This window comes from Thermorhabdus hydrogeniformans (genome assembly GCF_049310025.1).
In the GTDB taxonomy this organism is placed as follows: domain Bacteria; phylum Bacillota; class Thermosediminibacteria; order Thermosediminibacterales; family Tepidanaerobacteraceae; genus JBJYKD01.
Genome location: NZ_JBJYKD010000001.1, coordinates 94,245 through 112,308, shown reverse-complemented (window position 1 = coordinate 112,308; position 18,064 = coordinate 94,245). Strand labels below are relative to the sequence as shown.

Sequence of the window (18,064 nt, the reverse complement as noted above, 5' to 3'; positions counted from 1 at the left end):
AAACTTCTGTGTGGAGGATGTCACTTCCAGATGTACATAAAAATGGATAAGAGTATTTCCGTAAATATAAGTATGATTACCATCCATTCAAGACGAGTCCCTCTTTTTGCATGTGCAAGACCTGTAAAGACTTCTGTGATGTCCAGGAGGGTTTCGGTTTTATGGCGGATTTTCTCATACCTGTCTTCCAGTTCGAACAAATCTTCCAGTTCGGTGTAGAGGTTTTGATTTTCTTCGCTGATCCAGGTTATATTGGGTCTGTCGAGCAACATCACGTAAGAAATGGTATTGTATTTGAACCCAAGTATTTTTCCCGACACCTTTGCAAGTTTTTCATCGGAAATGTTCAAATGCCCCTTTTGCAAAAAGTATATTATGTCTTCGATTTCGTCCAAAAGTTCGTTTATACCGAACTCTATCCGGTCGAGGGCGGCGGACTTCGCCAGGATCACAGAGATAATTTCCACGTAAAATTCTTTTAACTCAGGAGCCACCATGCTGTTATAGTTTACGGAAAACTCTTCTTGCGGTCTTATCTCAAGGCTGTAGTCGTCGAAAAAATCGAAAGTGGCATTCACAAGCTCCTTTTCGTTCTTTTTTAGATAATCCACAAGATCGGCCATTTCGTGATGCTCAAAATTCAAAAATACTATGGTACCGAAAGAAAAAATATAGGCATATTTTCCTTCGGGTATCTTAATGATGCCGCTTAATTGCTGAGGTGATAAAATCAAAGGTTCATCCCACTGGAACTTTTTCTCAAAACCGAAGTGCCTGGCCACATGATTTAAATTTATTTCGTTGCAGAGTGATACGGACTTAAATTTGATTGAATTCAAAATAATCATGCCTCCGATAGTAAATTATACCATAAACAGCGCACCGTTCACAAGTCGAGCGTATATGCGACGGTGGTTTGAAGTGGTATAATGATATAATGGTAATAATCACGCGAATGAAGGGATGTCTTATGAAAGCAGTGATCTTTGCAGGTGGTGATATAAAGAATTACGACGCCGTAAAAAGGCATTTGGCCGGGGCAGATATAATTATATGCGCCGACGGCGGCGTCTACCATGCCTTTCAAATGGGATTAAAACCCGGCGCTGTTGTGGGAGACATGGATTCCATATCACGCGACGACCTAAGGACAATAGAGGCCATGAAAATTGAGAGGATAAAATTCCCTCCGGAAAAGGATTTCACCGATACGGAACTGGCACTGGAGATTGCACTGCAAAAGGGGGCTTCGGAAGCAGTAATACTTGCGGGGGTGGGGGACAGGCCCGACCACAGCCTGGCCAACATGTTGCTGTTGGTGAATTTTAAAAAAAGAGGCCTGGAGGTAAAGATGGCTGGGGAAAACTGGGAGATGTTTCTGATCCAGGGCGAAAAAGAAATTTCAGGGCAGAAGGGGGATTTGCTGTCTTTAATTCCTCTGGGTGCCGAAGCGGAGGAGATAGAGACCGTGGGGCTTTACTATCCCCTGAAAAAAGAGACCCTCCCCCTGGGGTCCTCCAGAGGGATCAGCAACGTATTTTTGGGGGAAAAAGCGACTGTAAAAGTGAGGCGCGGTCTTCTTTTAGGGGTTAAGCTGAATATGAATCAGAAGCAAAACATGTAATCCTACTGGTGTACTACCACGCCCGCAACCTTTTGCCCGCGCTGTAAGCGAAGCTCCCGTTTTTATATGCCTCCCACCGCGAGGTGGAAATGAACACTCCGGTTTCCAGCCCCCCGCGGATTTCCGGGTAGGTGCCGCCGGCCGAAGCTATGACTGTCCCTCCCGTAGCGGCGGAAAGCTTTTTAGAAAAATTCCCCGCCAGATTGCAGCCGAACATCAGTATTTGAGAGTCGACGGAAAATATAATTTCTCCCTTCTGTATTCTTGCTGCCAGATTACCGACATAGGCCGCGCGGTTTGTGTCATGAGGTCCCGGTTCGTCGTAAAACCCGCTCCAGTTGGTCATTATGATGCCCCGGGGGTAGGAGTGACTGAATATCTTGACAATGTGTATAAGGCCGCGGCTGCGCGAAAGCTCTGAGAGCAGATTTAAAAATTCCCGCCCGTCACGGGGCTTGATAACAATATGCCCGGTCCTTTCGGCCCTGTAGTCAAAGGCCGCCTCGTTGCCGTAACCCTGGGCCGACACGGCAATGGCGATTCGCGGCGACATATATGGCCCCCCTCTGATGGTGTTATATAATTATATTATTTACGGCAGCATCTGGTTGGTATTAAATTATGGATTAAAAAAATACGTTTTTCCTGCAGGCCCTGCGGCTATTTTTCCCCGGCGGCTATCAGCGCCGCGCCAAGAGCGCCCACTATTTGCGGCTCAAAGGGTATTATGATTTGCTCCCCTATACGGTGCTGGATTTCCGAAACCACACCGCGGTTTTTGGCGACTCCGCCTGTCATCATGTATTTTCCGCACCTTCCTATTCTGTCTAAAAGTGAAACCGCCCTTGACGCCGCCGACCTGTGCAGGCCCCTTATGATATCGTTTTTATCTTTGTTCCGGGCTATCAGGGAAATTACCTCCGATTCCGCAAAAACGGTGCACATGCTGCTTATCACTATATCCTCTTTAAAATCTGTGATTTCCCTTGCCATATCCTCAATGGAAACCTCCAGGGCCCTGGCCATAACCTCCAGAAATCTCCCGGTCCCCGCAGAGCACTTGTCATTCATGACAAAGTCCGTCACGTTCCCGGTATCGTCCAGCCTGATCACCTTGCTGTCCTGCCCGCCGATGTCGATTACGGTTCTCACACCCCTATCTAAATAGAAAGCGCCCCTGCCGTGGCAGGTTATCTCGGTAACGGATTTATCCGAAAAGGGAATACTTATCCTGCCGTAGCCGGTAGAAACCGCATAAGCAATATCTTCTTCTTTTAAATTGGCCTTTTTTAGTGCTATACGGTAAGCTTCCCGGGCGCTCTCCAGCGCCCTTGCACCGGTAGGCACGATTGAATAGGAGATTATATTTTTATTTTCATCTATTATTACCACATTGGTGGAAGTGGACCCGCTGTCAATGCCGGCAAAATAGCCGCTTTTTACAGGATGGGCGGTGGACTTTTTGGCGCCGATGGATTCTAAAAAGGCGTCTACTCTGGTCAGGACCTGCCCGCTGTTTGAATCCGAATAGTCGGTTTCTATTTTCAATATGGGAATATTCGAAGAGTTTTTTAGGGATGCGTACTCAAAGGAATAAAAATCGCAGAATTTAATTGTGTTGTATATTATTCCCTTTAAATTAAAATCATCTAAAAAGTTCAATCTATCCTCCGCCATCCTCATGCATGGACTGGAATTCAAAAGCGCTTTTGCATAGCTGAAAATCAGGTCGTCCTCCTGGTCAACTTTTGAAAGCCTGTTTGTGCCGGTACACGTTAAATTCACCACATCCAGATTGCACCTTTTTTTTATGTTTTCTATAACCTCATGGTTTAATCTGGCTCCCAAAACCGCAACGCATTCGCTCGTGTGAGCATTTTGCATTTTGTACTCCGCCAAAATCTCTTTAAACTTATCAAGATCAAACTTTTTGCCCGTGTAGGCTTCATAAGCCCCTATGAAATGAAGCAGTTCCCTGTGAAAAAGGCTGTAGGCGCTTTCTGTCATCTTTCTGGGCAGGTCGATTATATGTATGAATTTTACCCTCCCTTTTAATATGTCGTATAGTCTTCTTATGCTGTCACAGCAATTTACCAGGATGATTTCGTTTATATTTTTTTCAATTACCTCCTCTAAAGTCGCCTTCATAAAGCTGCACATATTGGGATGGGTTAGACTCATGGCTCTTTCGACGGACTTTACCTCTGGCTCTATCCTGCACACTTCCTCACCGAAAGCTCTGATTATTTCAACGGGAGTATATTTGCATACATATCCTGTCATTCTGTCACCTTCTCTTAATAATCTCAAGAAATGCTTCAAGCCTTGTCTTTAACTGGCCATGCTGATTGTTTCTCTTGTCTATTACATCACCGTCAACCGCCAGGAAAGGAATATTTCTTCTTTTGAAATAATCCTTCAACAACCCCGCCCCTCCGATGGACTGCTTGCAGCCCCAGTGGCAGAACTGAATTATGCCGTCGGGTTCTATCCTGTCAATTATATTTGAAAGGGCTTCAATTTTTCTTTCAATGCTGCCGTTGTACACATTTAAAATCATCTTTTTTGCAATGCCTTCAAAAGGGTCACCGTATTCCACTTCATCCAGAAAATCATAGTTTAAGTCGCATCCGAGGATGTGAAACTCTTTACCGAAATTGAAGCATTCTTTAAAACTCTCTTCAAACAGCGGCGGCAGGTGAATAAAAAATATACCGCCACCGTTTCTCACAGGCGCCCTCTTAATGTCAGCCGTCAGCATTTTATAAAATTTGAGGGTGTCTTCCCTGCCCAAAAAAACATGAGAAGTGAACAGCATGTAAAGCTCAAAGGTCATGGTTGAATTCAGACACCTTTGTCTCAAATTTTCAATATACTCGTTTATCAATGCTTTCGTCTGATTTTCCCGGATCACTATTTCTCTTAATTTGTCTATATCCAGTTTTCTGTCAAAAACTTCTTCGACTAAAACGGCCATTTCTTTAAGCTGTTTTTTCACATACTCCAGGGAGTCCCGGTTATATTCACAGGGGATATCGATTATGTAAAGAGGGATATCGTATTTCTCCGACAGGTACCTGAAAGTGTTTATGTTTGCATCGCAGATCATAGAAGTGGTTATGGCCATCTTCGGCTTTTTCAAAATATTAAGCTCTCCGGAACCCAGAAACGCCTTGTGAAAACTGCAAAGAGTGTTTGATATTCCGGCCGATTCGGCTTTGTCTATAAGGGCGTCTTCTATCAGAAATCCCGACATGAAGGAAGAATAGGCTTCGATGAAGAGGGGCTGTACATCCATGGCGTGCAGGAATTCGGTGGGGGCAAAAATATTGACCCATGCTGAATTTTGCGGCCAGATCAGCGGTTCCCTTATGTTTTTCAAGCAAAGTTTATTCAGGTATTGCAACGACTTGGGCAATTTTCTGTCGGGGAAGAGGGTCACATACCTGTAAGCCGCGTCAAGCCCGAATTTGATAAGCTTTGAAGTCCGGTCGGGTTTATCCAGGTTTTTCTTGATTATATTGCTGTAAGTTTTTATCAAATCCATAATGACACCTCAAGAAAATATTATATTAACGCCATTTTTTGTCAATATATTATTGGATTTAGTGGCCATTAAATTTAAATTAATTTTTGTATTATTATAAACCGTTTTAAGAAAAACAGGCCAAGTTATCTGCAAAAAAATGGAACTGTTAGAAATAATTTCTGACAAATATTTTTTATAACATATTATAACATTTTATAACAAATTAAAAACCAATTTGTCCCATTTTATCCCGATCAAACAAAAAAATATAAGACATGGCATGAAATTTGCTTATCTATATTTATCCAGTGGCATAAAGTCAAAAAATCAAGGGGAGGTAAAACTATGTTAAAAAAAATCCTTGCAATTTTGTTAGTCTCACTCTTATCGCTGTCGCTGCTGGCTGGATGCGGAGGTGGAAAACAGCAGTCTGAATCAACTCAAACAGATCAAAACAGCCAGAGCGGCGGTGAAAGTCAAGATCAGATAAGCATTAGAGTAGGACATGTTCTGGCTCCAACTCATCCATATCAACTCGGTCTGGAGAAATTTGCGGAACTGGTGAGTCAGAAAACCAATGGGAAGGTAAAAGTGGAGGTCTTCCACAGTTCCCAGCTGGGCAACGAAAGGGACATGGTTGAAGGTTTACAACTGGGTACTCTTGAGATGACGCTTGTTTCGACAGCTCCTCTGTCGAGCTTTACGAAGAAGTTTTTTGTATTTGACTTACCATTCATTTTCAAAGATACCGCGTCTGCCAGAGCGGTGGTCGACGGCCCTGTAGGAACACAGCTGCTCGACAGTTTAAAGGATCAGGGCATTATAGGGCTTACATATTTTGAAAACGGGTTCAGACATGTTACCAATAACAAGAAACCCATAGAAAAACCCGAAGATCTTAAAGGAATGAAAATAAGAACAATGGAAAACCCCGTGCACATGGCAACATTTAAAGTGCTGGGTGCGGACCCCACACCGATGGCCTTTGGTGAGCTGTTTACGGCTCTCCAGCAGGGGACAATAGACGGCCAGGAAAATCCTCTGCCGATAATTGAGACATCAAAATTCTATGAAGTGCAAAAGTACTTATCTTTAACCGGTCACTTCTATGCACCGGCGCCTCTTCTCATAAGCAGGAGCTTTTTCGAGAGCTTAAGTCCCGATGTGCAAAATGCCATAAAAGAGGCCGCCGTGGAAGCCGGGGATTATGAGAGAAAATTGCTGGATGATATGAACGCAAAACTCGAGAATGAATTGCAGCAAAAGGGCATGAAAATTAACAAACCTGACAAAGAAGCCTTTGTCAACGCGGTTCAGCCGGTGTACAAGCAATTTGAGGGCGACATAACACCGGAGCTCATAAAGCAGGTCATAGATGCCCAGAAGTAAGCGGAAGGCAGGTGAGCGCCTGCCTTCTCTATTAGAGGTACGGAGGTTTTCAGAGATGGAAAAAGTCAGTAAAATTTTCAATAACATAGAAGAGTTTCTGGTGGTCATACTGCTCTCCATAATGACCGTGGTGGTTTTCTGGCAGGTTATATGCAGGTTTGTGTTGAAGGTTTCCCTTCCCTGGTCGGAAGAGCTATCCCGGTATGTGCTGGTTTGGGCATCGTTTTTGGGCGCCAGCATCGGAGTGAAAAGGGGGGCTCATATAGGGGTGGAAGCGTTCACCATGATTTTACCGGAAAAATTGAAAAGATTTGTCCAGTATCTCGCAATTATCTTAAGTATAATTTTTTGCCTCATAGTTTTTAAAGAAAGTTTGGGCATTATCCAAAAACAGATAGTCAACGATCAGGTTTCGCCGGCCATGCGGATACCAATGTGGTGGGCCTATTCGGCGATTCCGACAGGAATGCTCTTAATGGCAATCAGATTTCTTCAAATAATGGTGAGGATTTCCAGACCTTCAGCAAGGGAGGCTAAATAGGATATGACCGGGATACTTTTTGGGAGTTTTGCGGTTCTTGCAATCATAGGGCTCCCGATAGCAGTGGTACTGGGACTTTCTTCGATTCTGGCGCTGTCGACATACAGCAAGATACCCCTGATGGTTGTCGCCCAGAGAATGTTTACTGCAACGGATTCTTTTCCCCTGATGGCAATACCGTTTTTTATGATGGCCGGGGCCCTTATGGAAACGGGCGGTATTTCAAGGAGGCTGATAAATCTCGCAAATAAAATCGTAGGAGGTTTACCTGGAGGGCTTGCACTCGTCGGTATAGTTACCTGCATGTTTTTTGCAGCAATTTCGGGCTCGGGGCCGGCCACAGTGGCGGCGATTGGCTCGATACTCATTCCGGCAATGGTAGATGCGGGGTATGATATCGGATTTGCGGCTGCGGTTATGGCAGCTGCGGGCGCAATAGGCGTTATCATTCCTCCGAGCATCCCTATGGTAACTTACGGTGTGGTCGGAGGGGTTTCCATTGGTTCAATTTTTCTGGGCGGCTTCGGTTCCGGTATAGTAGTGGGCCTGTCGCTTCTGATTGTGTCATACCTTATATCTAAAAAAAGAGGATACCGGGGCAGTGAAAAACGTTCTTCGTTTATAGATTTGCTCAAAGCCATAAAGGATGCCTTCTGGGCGCTTCTGATGCCGATTATCATTCTCGGCGGAATATACGGCGGCATATTTACCCCGACCGAGGCGGCTGCGGTAGCGGTAGTATATGGATTTCTGGTGGGCTTCCTCATTTACAGGGAGTTAAAAATAAAGGACCTGCCGAAAATATTTGTAAATACGGCTGTAAGCACCTCGGTGGTAATGTTCATAATAGCGACGGCCCAGGTGTTCGGCTGGATAATGACAAGCCAGCGCATTCCGGAAGCAATAGCCCAAGGTTTTATCAATCTTTCCAGCAATCCCTATGTGATACTTCTGCTTGTAAACATCCTTCTCCTGATCGTGGGCTGTTTCATGGAAACAAATGCAGCCATAATAATCCTTGCACCGATATTTATTCCCCTGATGATCAAAATCGGGGTGGACCCCATATTGTTCGGCATCATCATGGTGGTGAACCTCGCCATCGGTATGGTGACTCCCCCTCTGGGCGTGAATTTATTCGTGGCATGCGGAATCGGCAAATTGACTTTAGAGCGCATATCAAAAGCAGTGGTACCATTTATTCTGGCCATGGTTGCGGCGCTGATGCTGATAACATATATTCCCGACATATCAATGTTTCTGCCCCGAATGTTGATGGGCGGTAAGTAGGGAAGGTGATTTTTTTGAACATACCCAGAGTTTGCAGGATAAGACAGAAATTTAATACTGATAAGATAGAAAACATAGAGGAAGAAATACACAGGCAGTTTTCGGCAATTCGAGTTCAGGACATTGTAAAGCCCGGTATGAGGATAGCTGTTACCGCCGGCAGCAGAGGGATTGCCAACATACAAAAAATAATCCGGACTGTCTGCGAATATCTTAAATCATTTGGCGCAGAGCCTTTTATAGTACCTTCGATGGGAAGTCACGGGGGTGCCACGGCAGAGGGTCAGGTAAGAGTTCTTGAAAAGCTGGGGATTACCGAAAAATCTGTGGGCGCGCCTGTTCTATCCAGCATGGAGGTAGTGGAGTTAGGCCAGACATCGAAGGGCGTTAAGGTCTACATGGATAAAATAGCGTATAATTCCGACGGAATAGTCGTGGTCAACAGGGTAAAACCCCATACGGACTTTAGCGGTGAGATAGAAAGCGGTCTTTTAAAAATGATAGCGGTGGGTCTGGGCAAGCACAAGGGATGTTCGGCGATGCACGCAGGCGGCCTTGCCGCTACGATACCCGAAGCGGCAGGCGTGGCGTTAAATAAAGCACCTATTCTTTTCGGCCTGGCCATTCTGGAAAACTCCAGAGATGAGACTTATAAACTGAAAGCCTTACTTCCCTCAGATTTTGAAAGAGAGGAAAAACTTCTTTTAAAGGAAGCAAAGACCCTTGTGCCAAAACTTCCGGTAGAAGAGCTGGATGTTCTCGTAGTGCAGAAGATAGGGAAAATGTACAGCGGCACAGGGATGGATACCAAGGTGATCGGGCGTATCAGGGTTTTTGGAGAAAAAGAGCCTGAATTTCCCAGGATAAATAAAATAATTGCGCTGGATCTGGATGAAAATTCCTATGGAAACGCCCTGGGGATAGGCCTTGCTGATATAACCACCCGGCGACTTTTTGACAGGATAGACTTTGATGTAACTTATGCCAATATCATTCCCACCACATATTTGGAAAGAGGCAAAATTCCTGTTATCATGCCAGACGACCGTGAAGCCATTAAAACCGCATTAAAGACCATAGGAAACCTCCACCCCGAAGAGGTGAAACTCGGCATAATTAAAAACACCCTTCACCTTGAAGAACTCTATTTAACAAGAGCGGCTATCAGTCAGGTGAAAAATAGGTCGGATATTGAAATTTTGGAGGAAGATTTGGAGCTGGAATTTGACGAAAATAACAGACTTAAATTAATATGGGGAGGCGATGATTTTGAAGTTGATGCACACTAGCTTGCCGGAATTCAAATTGAAGATGCAGTCCGCCGTGTTAAAACAGTCGCCCAGCAAAGTCCTGGAAATCAAAGGGATAGAAAACCTGAAATCGGCAAAAATGCAGTCTTTGAGGACCGGCAGGATTGAATTTGCCGTGGAAGAGATTTCGAAAGACAGAGACATAGAAAAGGTTGAGGTTATCGTAATGCCGAGAGTCCCCGAAACCATGCATACGGTGATTGTAAAGGGCATAGATAAGGACGGCAACCCCAGGCGGGCCATTCTAGAGGTGATAAATATCATTCACCCCACGGAAGAAGTGGAACTGGCCGGCATAAAGGATATAGAAGACAGAAGGCCTCCAATAGGAAGGCACTAGAGGGGGGGATAATATGGGAGAGTTAGTGGTTCGATTTATTAAACAGGGGACGGGGCCAAAACAGGGCACCCCCATCAACATAGTCTTCGTGGATAAAAATGATATAGAGGCGGCGGGCACCAACATAGAAGAAGCCATTCACGCCATAGCAAAAGTTGTAGACGGTCCGGTAGGGATTAATGTATTTGACATGAACGCTGTAACCACGACCAGTGACGGTGTAATGGTTGAGGGAGCAATTATAGCTATGGCCGCGGGTGACATTGGAACTGTGCATAAAGAATTCGGGATCCTTTACATGGAGGAAATGCCGGTCACCCCGGAATTAATAAATGAGGAGCCGCACCTTTTACAGTGGGAAAAGTATTATAAAGGCAGGAAGCTTTTCCGGGGCCCGAACCCCGCCAAAAAGTTGATACCCGTTCACAATGCGGTGATGACAGGCAGGGCCATAAACAATAATTCTGCCACCGAAATGATGAATGCGGTTACCATGGAGGAAATACTGCTGCCCATACTCGGCCAGCTGCAGATTATGAAAGACGAGGCCGTTGTTTTTGGCCTGACGGGTGAGGTCATATCCGTCGGCATAGGGATGACTGTGGCGGAAAAGTTTGGCAGGGTTTTCCCCACCCGCCAGTTTAGGGCGGGGGATTCCGCACATGGTTCGGGAGAGTACGCGAAAACACTAAAAGCAAATATTCCGTGCATTGTCGCTCCGAAAAAAGTGCTTGCAAAGTATATCTTGCAGGCTCTGAAAGCGGGTATGATACCAGGCTTACATCTGGGATGTTCCCCTGCGGTCCTGGCTGTAGCAAAGGCGTACGGCTCCCCTGTGGCGGTTGATAATATCACTGAAAAAGCCAGAGTAGAACTGAAAAGTGTTGGAATTGACATCGAACGGTTCAATACCGTCGGTGAGCCGATGAGTGAAGAAAAAATTTTAGAAAAAGCAGACGAAATAATCCCGGGAGTGGTTGAGCCGGTTTTAATTGACTCTAAAAAGATAGTGACTAAATTGAAATTATATGTTTAAATTTAAATTGAGGTGAACGACTTTTGGGCGGCAGCCGTGTGATAGTTTATGTCGATAAGACAATTGTGAAGATAACCGGTATAAAAGTAAAAGGATTAAAACCTTTTGAGCTGGAACTGGCGGTAAAGAATCTAATTAACAGGCCCGTTCGGGTAATAGGCGTAACGGCGGATTCCGTTGAAATGGACATATACGGCCTTGCGCCGGAAGCTATATATAAAGATGAAAAGGGAATAATTAAGGCTGTTTCCACGGTTTCCGGTATCACGGCTGGTGATGTCATGAGAATTGACTCGGCAGAAAAGTCTGTTGAAGTTTCGGTAGAAGAAATTCCCAAAGGCGAATATAACGGCTGCGCAAGGGAAAGGTGGTTGGAACTTGATAGAAAAAGCCGTAATAATCCCAACGGGAGATGAGATATTAAGCGGGACGGTGTTGGATACTAACAGCCCTGCGATAATGAGCATCATACTTGAAAAATTTCCGGAATGTGAAGTAAAGCGGGAAAAACCGGTAATAGATAAGGAAAGCGATATTATACAGAGATTAGAAAAAGTTTTACAGGAAAAGCCTGATTTAATAATTTTAATTGGAGGCACCGGAGGGGGCCGCAGATACATTCCTACATTAGCCGGTGACTTTACCCACACTGCCCTTATGAAGGCTTTGCCCAGGGCCTCTTACAGAGAACTGTTCGGTTCCAACGGGCATTTGTGGTCCAGATTAACTTGCGGAGAAAAATCGGGATGCATTGTAGCCAATGTCCCCGGCCCTTACATAGAAGCGACTGAAGCGACCCGGGCTTTGATAGAATGTATTGGCAATGAGGTTAAGGACGTGGAAATCCTTGTTGAAGAGGTCTCAAAAGCAGTCAGAAAACAATATTCAGCCGGAGGACATGATATATGAATCTTGCAAGTTTTATATTTAAATCTGAAACTCTGGATGGATATCCTGTGATAGTCGCAGGTATCTGTCCATTTTATTTTATTACAGAGGCTAAAGAAGAGTTGAATAATGCAATCAAAAATTTCCGGCTAGACAGAGTAAACGACGGCTTGGAACTTGATTATAGCCTTGCGCAGTATATCTGCCCTAAAGCCCCCGAACATATCTTGGCTCTTGGCGTAACCATTTCTGTTCCGGGGATAAAGGGGCCTGCGGGGGGAATAATAGGGAACCCCAGAAAAATCATTTCGTCGGCTGACGGTTTTAGTGAGTATATAGGAAACAACCTCAGCCTCGCAGCATATCCGGGAGGGCCTGGCGTTGTAATTGAAGGTAATCCGGAAGAGGCGGCACGTATCTTGGATCTTGCCCAGGCCGGCACGGGCGACATAAAAACATTGCTTCAAATGGCAATGAAAATAATTGATCTTTCTATTCCTAATGGTATCATTGTTTCGGATGGCAGCGATGTAAACGGTAAGGGATGCGCTGCCGCCATAAACGGCAATAAAATAGAATTTTATGTTTTAACTTAGAGGTGAAAGCAGTGAGGACCAAATTCAGCAAAGATGAAGAATTAATCATGCTTCATACAATACTCGATAATTTACGTGAAGGTATAAACGTAGTTGACGAAAAAGGGACACTGCTTTTTGTAAACAAAGCCTCGGCCTGCTACGCCCATTCCACCGTGCAAGGCATGGTGGGGGAACATATAAGTAAATTTTATCCGAAAGCTGCTCTTATAGAAGTGCTGAAGACTAAAAAACCTCTTTTGGACGTGAAGATAGAACACGACGACGGCAGGAAATACATAGTCAATGCTGTACCTTTAATAATTAACGACCAGTTTAGAGGCGGTGTGGCTACCTTCAGAGATGTGACGGAAATAGAAGAGCTGAGCCAGAAACTTGAATCACTGGAAATAGAACTTGCTTTAAGTAAAGTAAACGATGCCTTCGAACCAATTATAGGTAAAAATGGAAGCCTGAGGGACGCCGTAATAAAAGCACAGCGTGCCATAGGTTCGCTGGGAGGGCCCAGACATGCGGTAATAGTGGGCGAGTCGGGCACAGGTAAAACGATGTTCGTAAAAGCCATGTATTATTTCGCAAAAAAGATAGGGGTTTTAAGCCCGGATGCACCGTTTATAGAAGTTAATTGCGCTCAATTTACAAATCCGGATATCGCTGCAATAGAAATTTTTGGTTCTGAAAAGGGAGCTTTTACGGGGGCAGTAGAGAAAAGAGGATTACTGGAGCTTGCCAATGGAGGCATGTTTTTTCTGGACGAAGCCCATGCGCTGGAGCATTACCAGACTATGTTGCTCAAGGCGCTGGAGACGGGAAAGATCAGAAGAATAGGCGGGCGAAAAGAAATAGATATTGATGTAATCATAGTGGCTGCTTCTACAAAAAATTTGAAAAATGTGTTGCTTCCGGAACTTTATCAGAGATTGGCCCAGTATGAAATTAAATTGCCGCCTTTACGAGAGAGGCCGTTATCTGAAAAAGAACAATTGCTAAAATGTTTCAAGGAAAATTACGAAAAGAGAGCATATGAAAGATACAAAATAAAATTAAAGGTGAATTTCTCCAACGCCGCAAAGGGAATTTTACTGAACGCCTATTATCCGAGAAACATAAGGCAATTCAGAGATATAGTCAATGCCAGTATCGATGCCGCCGTACCCATCATAAGCGATGTAAACAGCAGATCGGAAGTTTCTGCACTGATCGACGTCGACAATATACCGTTTGATCTTTTAGAATGTGAAGACAGGTGTGAAAACGAGGAACTGGAACCGGGCCATATAATTTCAGAGAATGTTGAAAATGACGAAGAAGTTCTTCAAAAAATCATTTTGTGCTTGCGAAAAAAAGGCCTGGGGCCGAGAAAAATATCCAACATTTTGAAGGAAAAGGGATTTAAAATCGAATATTATCAGGTCGCATACAAATTAAAAAAGCTGCATATTGAATAGATTTGTTTGAAATTTTAATCTTATTTCCGGCGCTTCCCGGTGTGTGCATTGCATTGAGTTTTTTTATTAGAGGAACCCCTGGTTCATCCTTACCTCGGCCGCCAGCCTGTGCGCCATTAAGCCTTCCAGCCTGGCGAGGCGACTGGCAAGCGGGGCCAGAAGTCGCGCCCCTTCTTTTGAGATTTTCTGATAACTTGCCACCTTTACGAAGGTTCCCACCCATACTCCCCCGGTATAGCGGGAGGCCTGCATGGTTGGCAGAATGTGGTTGGTACCCGATACGTAATCCCCAAAAACCTCCGCGGCAAAGCTGCCGATGAAGAGTGAACCATAATTGACCAGTTTGTCAATAATCTCGGCCGGATTCGCCACATGCAATTCCAGATGCTCGGGCGCAATCTCATTGGAGAGGGCCGCCGCTTCCTCCAGGGAATCCGCAAGGATGATTTCCCCGTTGTCTTCCCAGGCCTTCCGGGCGACGGCGGCGGTTTCAAGGGTGGAGAGGAAATCGTCAACCGCCTTCATTACCCTTTCAGCCAGACCTTCGTCGGTGCAGATCAGTATTCCCCGGGCCTGTGGGTCGTGTTCCGACTGTGCCAGCAGGTCGGCGGCAATAAAGCGGGGATTGGCGGAAGAGTCGGCTATTACCAGCACCTCGCTGGGGCCGGCCAGAAAATCAATTCCCACCATGCCGCTCACCTGTCGCTTGGCTTCGGTGACCCACTGATTGCCGGGGCCCACTATGATGTCCACCGGAGCTATGCTTTCGGTGCCGAAAGTCAGGGCTCCAATGGCATGGGCCCCGCCCATGCAGTAAATTTCGTGGGCGCCGGCCATATCCATGGCAACCAGCGTGGCCGGATGTATGCTGCCGGTGTTTTTATCGGGCGGGGAGCAGGCGGCTATCCTTTTTACCCCGGCCACCCTGGCAGGAATAATGGACATAAGAGCAGAAGAAGGCAGGGGGTAGCGCCCTCCGGGCACATAAGCGGCGCAGGAGGACACGGGGATTATGCGGTGCCCGAGAATAACGCCGGGAGAGATTTCTTCTTCCACGGGAGAGATGGAGTTTTTCTGAATCCGAGCGAATTTTTCAATTCTTTCGGCAGCCCGTTTCAGGTCATTTATAACCTCCGGGTCCACAATCTTATAGGCCCTGTTGATTTCATCTTTTGATATTTTTACATCGTTCCCGTTATATCCGTCAAACCGCCCGCAAAATTCAAGCAAGGCCTTATGGCCTTTTTGCCGTATCTCGAGAAGTATCTGTGAAACCCTTTCTTTTACCTCAAAAATGTCTTCCGCCGGCTTTCCGGCCGATTTTTTTATGTACTTTAACACCGTTGAATTACCTCCGATTGCATGAATTTTTTTGGGTTGATAATCCGGCATTAATATTAATAATACTAATAATACTAAAGCTGCCGGATAATTACCGGTATTGTATTCATTTTATCTTTTTTTGACGGAAATTTAAAGGTCCGGGTGTGGGGAATTCAAAAAAATGATGACAAAAAAGGCCGGCATGTACAATGGCGATGTCTTACCATTGATATACCGGCCGAAAAAAGCGTTCACAGTCCGGTCACATCACGGGGTACGTTCAGGTTCGCCTTTAGACTGGGCCTCTTTTAATACAGGCAGCCAGCGGAAAAATTCTTCCACCGCCTTTGTGCCTAATATGGGCACGTGCCTGGGTGCCGCTCCGGGCTCGGGGACGACCTTATAATCCTCCGGCGGGAAGGCGAAGTAGTGACAGTGATTCTCTTCATACACCCAGTATGGATAATATCCTTCGGCGTCGTACCACTTTCCCCATCCCTGGGAATCCGTTTCCTCGGGGTCGTTGGCAACAAAATATTCTTTTTGTTTTAAGATAGCTGTGAGTTTTTTTAAGTCCACATAAAATGGCAGCTTTATTCGGACCTTGTCATCGGCTATCTCATAGGGATATGTTTCCGCACCCCTGATAATTTCGCCTTTTGTGGCATCGATAACGCGCATAAAATCACCCCATCAATCGTGCTTTTTTTGGCAAGCTGTTACCACCCCTGAAAGGAGCTGGGAAGAACAGTTCGTTTTTTCTATTTTTTGTTACTTAAATAAAATTTAATCTGGTATTTTTTCGGCAGGATAAATGTTAAAAAATATAGAATTAGATATATAATTTCGCTAAGACTTAATAATCAGCTCATGAAGGGGAATACTTATGCTTTCAATGGACGATGTTTTATCTATAATAGACGCCATCCGCGACGGGATAATCGCCATTGACAGGGACGAGAAAATAACCATTTTGAACCGGTCGGCGGAGAAATTGCTTAAGCTCGACAGAAAAGCGGCAATGGGGAAAAAAGTCTCCGAAACCGTTCCCAATACCAGGCTGCATATCATCTTAAAATCCGGAAAATCCGAATTAAATCAGTTTCAGCAGATAGATGATGTCACCATAGTAACCAACCGCATGCCGGTATTCGACAGGTCGGGCCGTGTAACGGGGGCGGTGGCGATTTTTAAGGACATGACAGAGGTCAAAAATCTTGCCGAACAGGTTACGAATTTAAAGGAAATTCAGAGCATGCTGGAGGCCATAATAAATTCCACGCAGGACGCCATATCGGTTGTTGACATCCAGGGCCGGGGAATTTTGATAAACACGGCTTACACAAAACTCATCGGGCTTACAAAAGAAGACGTGATAGGGAAGCCGGCTACGGTGGATATAGCCGAGGGGGAGAGCGTGCATTACCGGGTGCTCCAGACGGGAAAGCCTCTCAAGGGGATTCCCATGAAAGCCGGCCCGAACAAAAAGGAGGTCGTGGTGGATGCGGCGCCTATCATAGTCGGGGGACGTCTCAGGGGCAGCGTTGCCGTGGTCCACGATGTCTCTGAAATTAAAAGGCTCACCGAAGAACTGGAACTGGTAAGACGCAGGATTCGCCACCTGGAGGCGAAATATACCTTTGACGACATAATTGGCCAGAGCAGGGCCATAAGAGAGGCGGTGGAGGCGGCAAAAAACGCCGCGGCCACCAGCGCCACGGTGCTTTTGAGAGGGGAAAGCGGCACCGGCAAGGAGCTCTTTGCCCATGCCATTCACAATGAAAGCGAAAGGTGCCACAAGCAGTTTATCAGAGTGAACTGCTCAGCCCTTACCGACAGCCTTCTGGGCAGCGAGCTGTTCGGTTATGCCGACGGGGCATTTACCGGCGCCAGGCGCGGGGGGCGTAAGGGGCTGTTCGAAGAAGCCGACGGAGGAACCATTTTTCTCGATGAAATAGGCGAAATCAGTCTGAATCACCAGGCCATGCTGCTCCGGGTGCTGAATGAAAAGGAAATCATCCGGGTGGGGGAGTCCAAGCCGATCCCGGTGGATGTGAGAATTATAGCAGCCACAAATACCGACCTCGAAAAAGCCGTGGAGGAGGGGAAATTCAGGCGGGACCTTTACTTCCGCCTGAGTGTAATACCCATATACATCCCCGCTCTAAGGGAAAGGAAAGAGGACATACCCCTGTTAATCACCCATTTGATAAAGAAATACAATCAGGAATACGGCAGAGCCGTGGAGGCCATATCCGCGGGGGCTCTTGAAATCCTCACAGCCTATGACTGGCCGGGAAATATCAGGGAGCTGGAAAACGTCATTGGCCGGGCCATGATAAACATGAGATTTGGAGAGGTTTTAATAGAAAAGAAGCACATACCCCGCCTTTATGTTGAAACTCCGGAATTAAGATTCAGGCCGCACCACCAGACCGGGGTTTTTAAGCCGCTGAAAGAACTGCTGGCCGAAGCCGAGCGGGAGGCGTTGAAGAACGCCATGGAAAGGGCGAGCGGCAATAGAACCGAAGCGGCGAAGCTGCTGGGGATTTCAGTGAGAAACCTTTTTTACAAGCTGGAAAAATATAACCTGTGGTAATATTCTGGTTTCTATTTTTGGTATCCGCTGTTCATGGAGGGCATGAAAATTTTTGCATGCAACAATTTGCACATACTGAAAAGACTTGCAGGTGAACACCACAGAAAAGGCCGTTTAAACGGCCTTTTTTATTCTTTTTAAGGAGGCACGA

General features: G+C 45.7%; 18 protein-coding genes. 12 read left to right on the top strand and 6 right to left on the bottom strand.

Annotated features, from left to right (window positions below; translation table 11 throughout):
• Positions 1 to 20: 20 nt before the first annotated feature.
• Complete coding sequence (locus ACKX14_RS00525) at positions 21 to 848, bottom strand: RMD1 family protein (RefSeq protein ID WP_422443635.1); 828 nt, start codon at positions 846 to 848, stop codon at positions 21 to 23.
• A 122-nt stretch (positions 849 to 970) separates the two neighbouring features.
• Between ACKX14_RS00525 and ACKX14_RS00520 the strand changes: the two genes are divergently transcribed.
• Positions 971 to 1,624 (top strand): thiamine diphosphokinase, encoded by a 654-nt coding sequence (locus ACKX14_RS00520; protein WP_422443634.1) that lies wholly within the window; start codon positions 971 to 973, stop codon positions 1,622 to 1,624.
• A 13-nt stretch (positions 1,625 to 1,637) separates the two neighbouring features.
• Here ACKX14_RS00520 and ACKX14_RS00515 read toward each other — a convergent pair whose 3' ends face one another.
• The 3 genes from ACKX14_RS00515 to ACKX14_RS00505 form a co-directional block, all read right to left on the bottom strand.
• Positions 1,638 to 2,177: a hypothetical protein gene (locus ACKX14_RS00515; protein WP_422443633.1), complete on the bottom strand. Its 540-nt coding sequence runs from the start codon at positions 2,175 to 2,177 to the stop codon at positions 1,638 to 1,640.
• 107 nt (positions 2,178 to 2,284) lie between these two features.
• Positions 2,285 to 3,907: an acyl-CoA dehydratase activase gene (locus tag ACKX14_RS00510; protein WP_422443632.1), complete on the bottom strand. Its 1,623-nt coding sequence runs from the start codon at positions 3,905 to 3,907 to the stop codon at positions 2,285 to 2,287.
• Between the two features lie 4 nt (positions 3,908 to 3,911).
• Positions 3,912 to 5,171 (bottom strand): 2-hydroxyacyl-CoA dehydratase subunit D, encoded by a 1,260-nt coding sequence (locus ACKX14_RS00505; protein ID WP_422443631.1) that lies wholly within the window; start codon positions 5,169 to 5,171, stop codon positions 3,912 to 3,914.
• Positions 5,172 to 5,498: 327 nt separating this feature from the next.
• On the opposite strand from ACKX14_RS00505, the gene ACKX14_RS00500 reads away from it, so the two are divergent.
• Genes ACKX14_RS00500 through ACKX14_RS00455 form a run of 10 tightly spaced genes read left to right on the top strand, consistent with a single transcriptional unit; the run spans position 5,499 to position 13,991 of the window.
• Entirely contained in the window at positions 5,499 to 6,542 is a 1,044-nt protein-coding gene (locus ACKX14_RS00500; RefSeq protein ID WP_422443630.1) for a TRAP transporter substrate-binding protein, read from the top strand.
• A 55-nt stretch (positions 6,543 to 6,597) separates the two neighbouring features.
• Positions 6,598 to 7,083, top strand: coding sequence for a TRAP transporter small permease (locus ACKX14_RS00495; protein ID WP_422443629.1), 486 nt, complete (start codon positions 6,598 to 6,600; stop codon positions 7,081 to 7,083).
• A 3-nt stretch (positions 7,084 to 7,086) separates the two neighbouring features.
• Entirely contained in the window at positions 7,087 to 8,373 is a 1,287-nt protein-coding gene (locus ACKX14_RS00490) for a TRAP transporter large permease (RefSeq protein ID WP_422443628.1), read from the top strand.
• Between the two features lie 14 nt (positions 8,374 to 8,387).
• Positions 8,388 to 9,662, top strand: coding sequence for a nickel pincer cofactor-dependent isomerase, group 22 (locus ACKX14_RS00485; RefSeq protein WP_422443627.1), 1,275 nt, complete (start codon positions 8,388 to 8,390; stop codon positions 9,660 to 9,662).
• Complete coding sequence (locus ACKX14_RS00480) at positions 9,637 to 10,023, top strand: hypothetical protein (RefSeq protein ID WP_422443626.1); 387 nt, start codon at positions 9,637 to 9,639, stop codon at positions 10,021 to 10,023. The genes ACKX14_RS00485 and ACKX14_RS00480 overlap by 26 nt, the downstream gene beginning before the upstream one ends.
• A 13-nt stretch (positions 10,024 to 10,036) precedes the next feature.
• A complete protein-coding gene (locus ACKX14_RS00475; protein ID WP_422443625.1) occupies positions 10,037 to 11,059 on the top strand; it encodes a hypothetical protein in 1,023 nt (340 codons plus the stop codon).
• A gap of 38 nt (positions 11,060 to 11,097) precedes the next feature.
• Positions 11,098 to 11,475: a hypothetical protein gene (locus ACKX14_RS00470; protein WP_422443624.1), complete on the top strand. Its 378-nt coding sequence runs from the start codon at positions 11,098 to 11,100 to the stop codon at positions 11,473 to 11,475.
• Complete coding sequence (locus tag ACKX14_RS00465) at positions 11,438 to 11,968, top strand: molybdopterin-binding protein (protein ID WP_422443623.1); 531 nt, start codon at positions 11,438 to 11,440, stop codon at positions 11,966 to 11,968. Before ACKX14_RS00470 ends, ACKX14_RS00465 begins: the two co-directional genes overlap by 38 nt.
• Entirely contained in the window at positions 11,965 to 12,543 is a 579-nt protein-coding gene (locus ACKX14_RS00460; protein WP_422443622.1) for a hypothetical protein, read from the top strand. Before ACKX14_RS00465 ends, ACKX14_RS00460 begins: the two co-directional genes overlap by 4 nt.
• Positions 12,544 to 12,554: 11 nt before the next feature.
• Complete coding sequence (locus tag ACKX14_RS00455; RefSeq protein ID WP_422443621.1) at positions 12,555 to 13,991, top strand: sigma 54-interacting transcriptional regulator; 1,437 nt, start codon at positions 12,555 to 12,557, stop codon at positions 13,989 to 13,991.
• Positions 13,992 to 14,057: 66 nt separating this feature from the next.
• On the opposite strand, the gene hisD is transcribed toward ACKX14_RS00455, so the two are convergent.
• Both hisD and ACKX14_RS00445 read right to left on the bottom strand, forming a co-directional pair.
• The gene (gene hisD / locus ACKX14_RS00450; RefSeq protein WP_422443620.1) at positions 14,058 to 15,383 is read right to left on the bottom strand and encodes a histidinol dehydrogenase; all 1,326 of its coding nucleotides are present in this window, start codon (positions 15,381 to 15,383) and stop codon (positions 14,058 to 14,060) included.
• A 198-nt stretch (positions 15,384 to 15,581) separates the two neighbouring features.
• Positions 15,582 to 15,995: a hypothetical protein gene (locus ACKX14_RS00445; RefSeq protein ID WP_422443619.1), complete on the bottom strand. Its 414-nt coding sequence runs from the start codon at positions 15,993 to 15,995 to the stop codon at positions 15,582 to 15,584.
• Positions 15,996 to 16,200: 205 nt separating this feature from the next.
• Here ACKX14_RS00445 and ACKX14_RS00440 point away from each other — a divergent pair, with 205 nt between their 5' ends.
• Complete coding sequence (locus ACKX14_RS00440) at positions 16,201 to 17,913, top strand: sigma-54 interaction domain-containing protein (RefSeq protein ID WP_422443618.1); 1,713 nt, start codon at positions 16,201 to 16,203, stop codon at positions 17,911 to 17,913.
• Positions 17,914 to 18,064 lie beyond the last annotated feature (151 nt).

What these genes read in the sequence shown, in the direction of transcription:
- ACKX14_RS00440 (WP_422443618.1), top strand. Translation starts at nt 16,201, where the DNA reads ATGCTTTCAATGGACGATGTTTTATCTATAATAGACGCCATCCGCGAC.
- ACKX14_RS00480 (WP_422443626.1), top strand. Translation starts at nt 9,637, where the DNA reads ATGATTTTGAAGTTGATGCACACTAGCTTGCCGGAATTCAAATTGAAG.
- ACKX14_RS00520 (WP_422443634.1), top strand. Translation starts at nt 971, where the DNA reads ATGAAAGCAGTGATCTTTGCAGGTGGTGATATAAAGAATTACGACGCC.
- hisD (WP_422443620.1), bottom strand. Translation starts at nt 15,383, where the DNA reads ATGCCGGATTATCAACCCAAAAAAATTCATGCAATCGGAGGTAATTCA.
- ACKX14_RS00505 (WP_422443631.1), bottom strand. Translation starts at nt 5,171, where the DNA reads ATGGATTTGATAAAAACTTACAGCAATATAATCAAGAAAAACCTGGAT.
- ACKX14_RS00460 (WP_422443622.1), top strand. Translation starts at nt 11,965, where the DNA reads ATGAATCTTGCAAGTTTTATATTTAAATCTGAAACTCTGGATGGATAT.
- ACKX14_RS00495 (WP_422443629.1), top strand. Translation starts at nt 6,598, where the DNA reads ATGGAAAAAGTCAGTAAAATTTTCAATAACATAGAAGAGTTTCTGGTG.
- ACKX14_RS00525 (WP_422443635.1), bottom strand. Translation starts at nt 848, where the DNA reads ATGATTATTTTGAATTCAATCAAATTTAAGTCCGTATCACTCTGCAAC.
- ACKX14_RS00445 (WP_422443619.1), bottom strand. Translation starts at nt 15,995, where the DNA reads ATGCGCGTTATCGATGCCACAAAAGGCGAAATTATCAGGGGTGCGGAA.
- ACKX14_RS00490 (WP_422443628.1), top strand. Translation starts at nt 7,087, where the DNA reads ATGACCGGGATACTTTTTGGGAGTTTTGCGGTTCTTGCAATCATAGGG.
- ACKX14_RS00515 (WP_422443633.1), bottom strand. Translation starts at nt 2,177, where the DNA reads ATGTCGCCGCGAATCGCCATTGCCGTGTCGGCCCAGGGTTACGGCAAC.
- ACKX14_RS00475 (WP_422443625.1), top strand. Translation starts at nt 10,037, where the DNA reads ATGGGAGAGTTAGTGGTTCGATTTATTAAACAGGGGACGGGGCCAAAA.
- ACKX14_RS00500 (WP_422443630.1), top strand. Translation starts at nt 5,499, where the DNA reads ATGTTAAAAAAAATCCTTGCAATTTTGTTAGTCTCACTCTTATCGCTG.
- ACKX14_RS00510 (WP_422443632.1), bottom strand. Translation starts at nt 3,907, where the DNA reads ATGACAGGATATGTATGCAAATATACTCCCGTTGAAATAATCAGAGCT.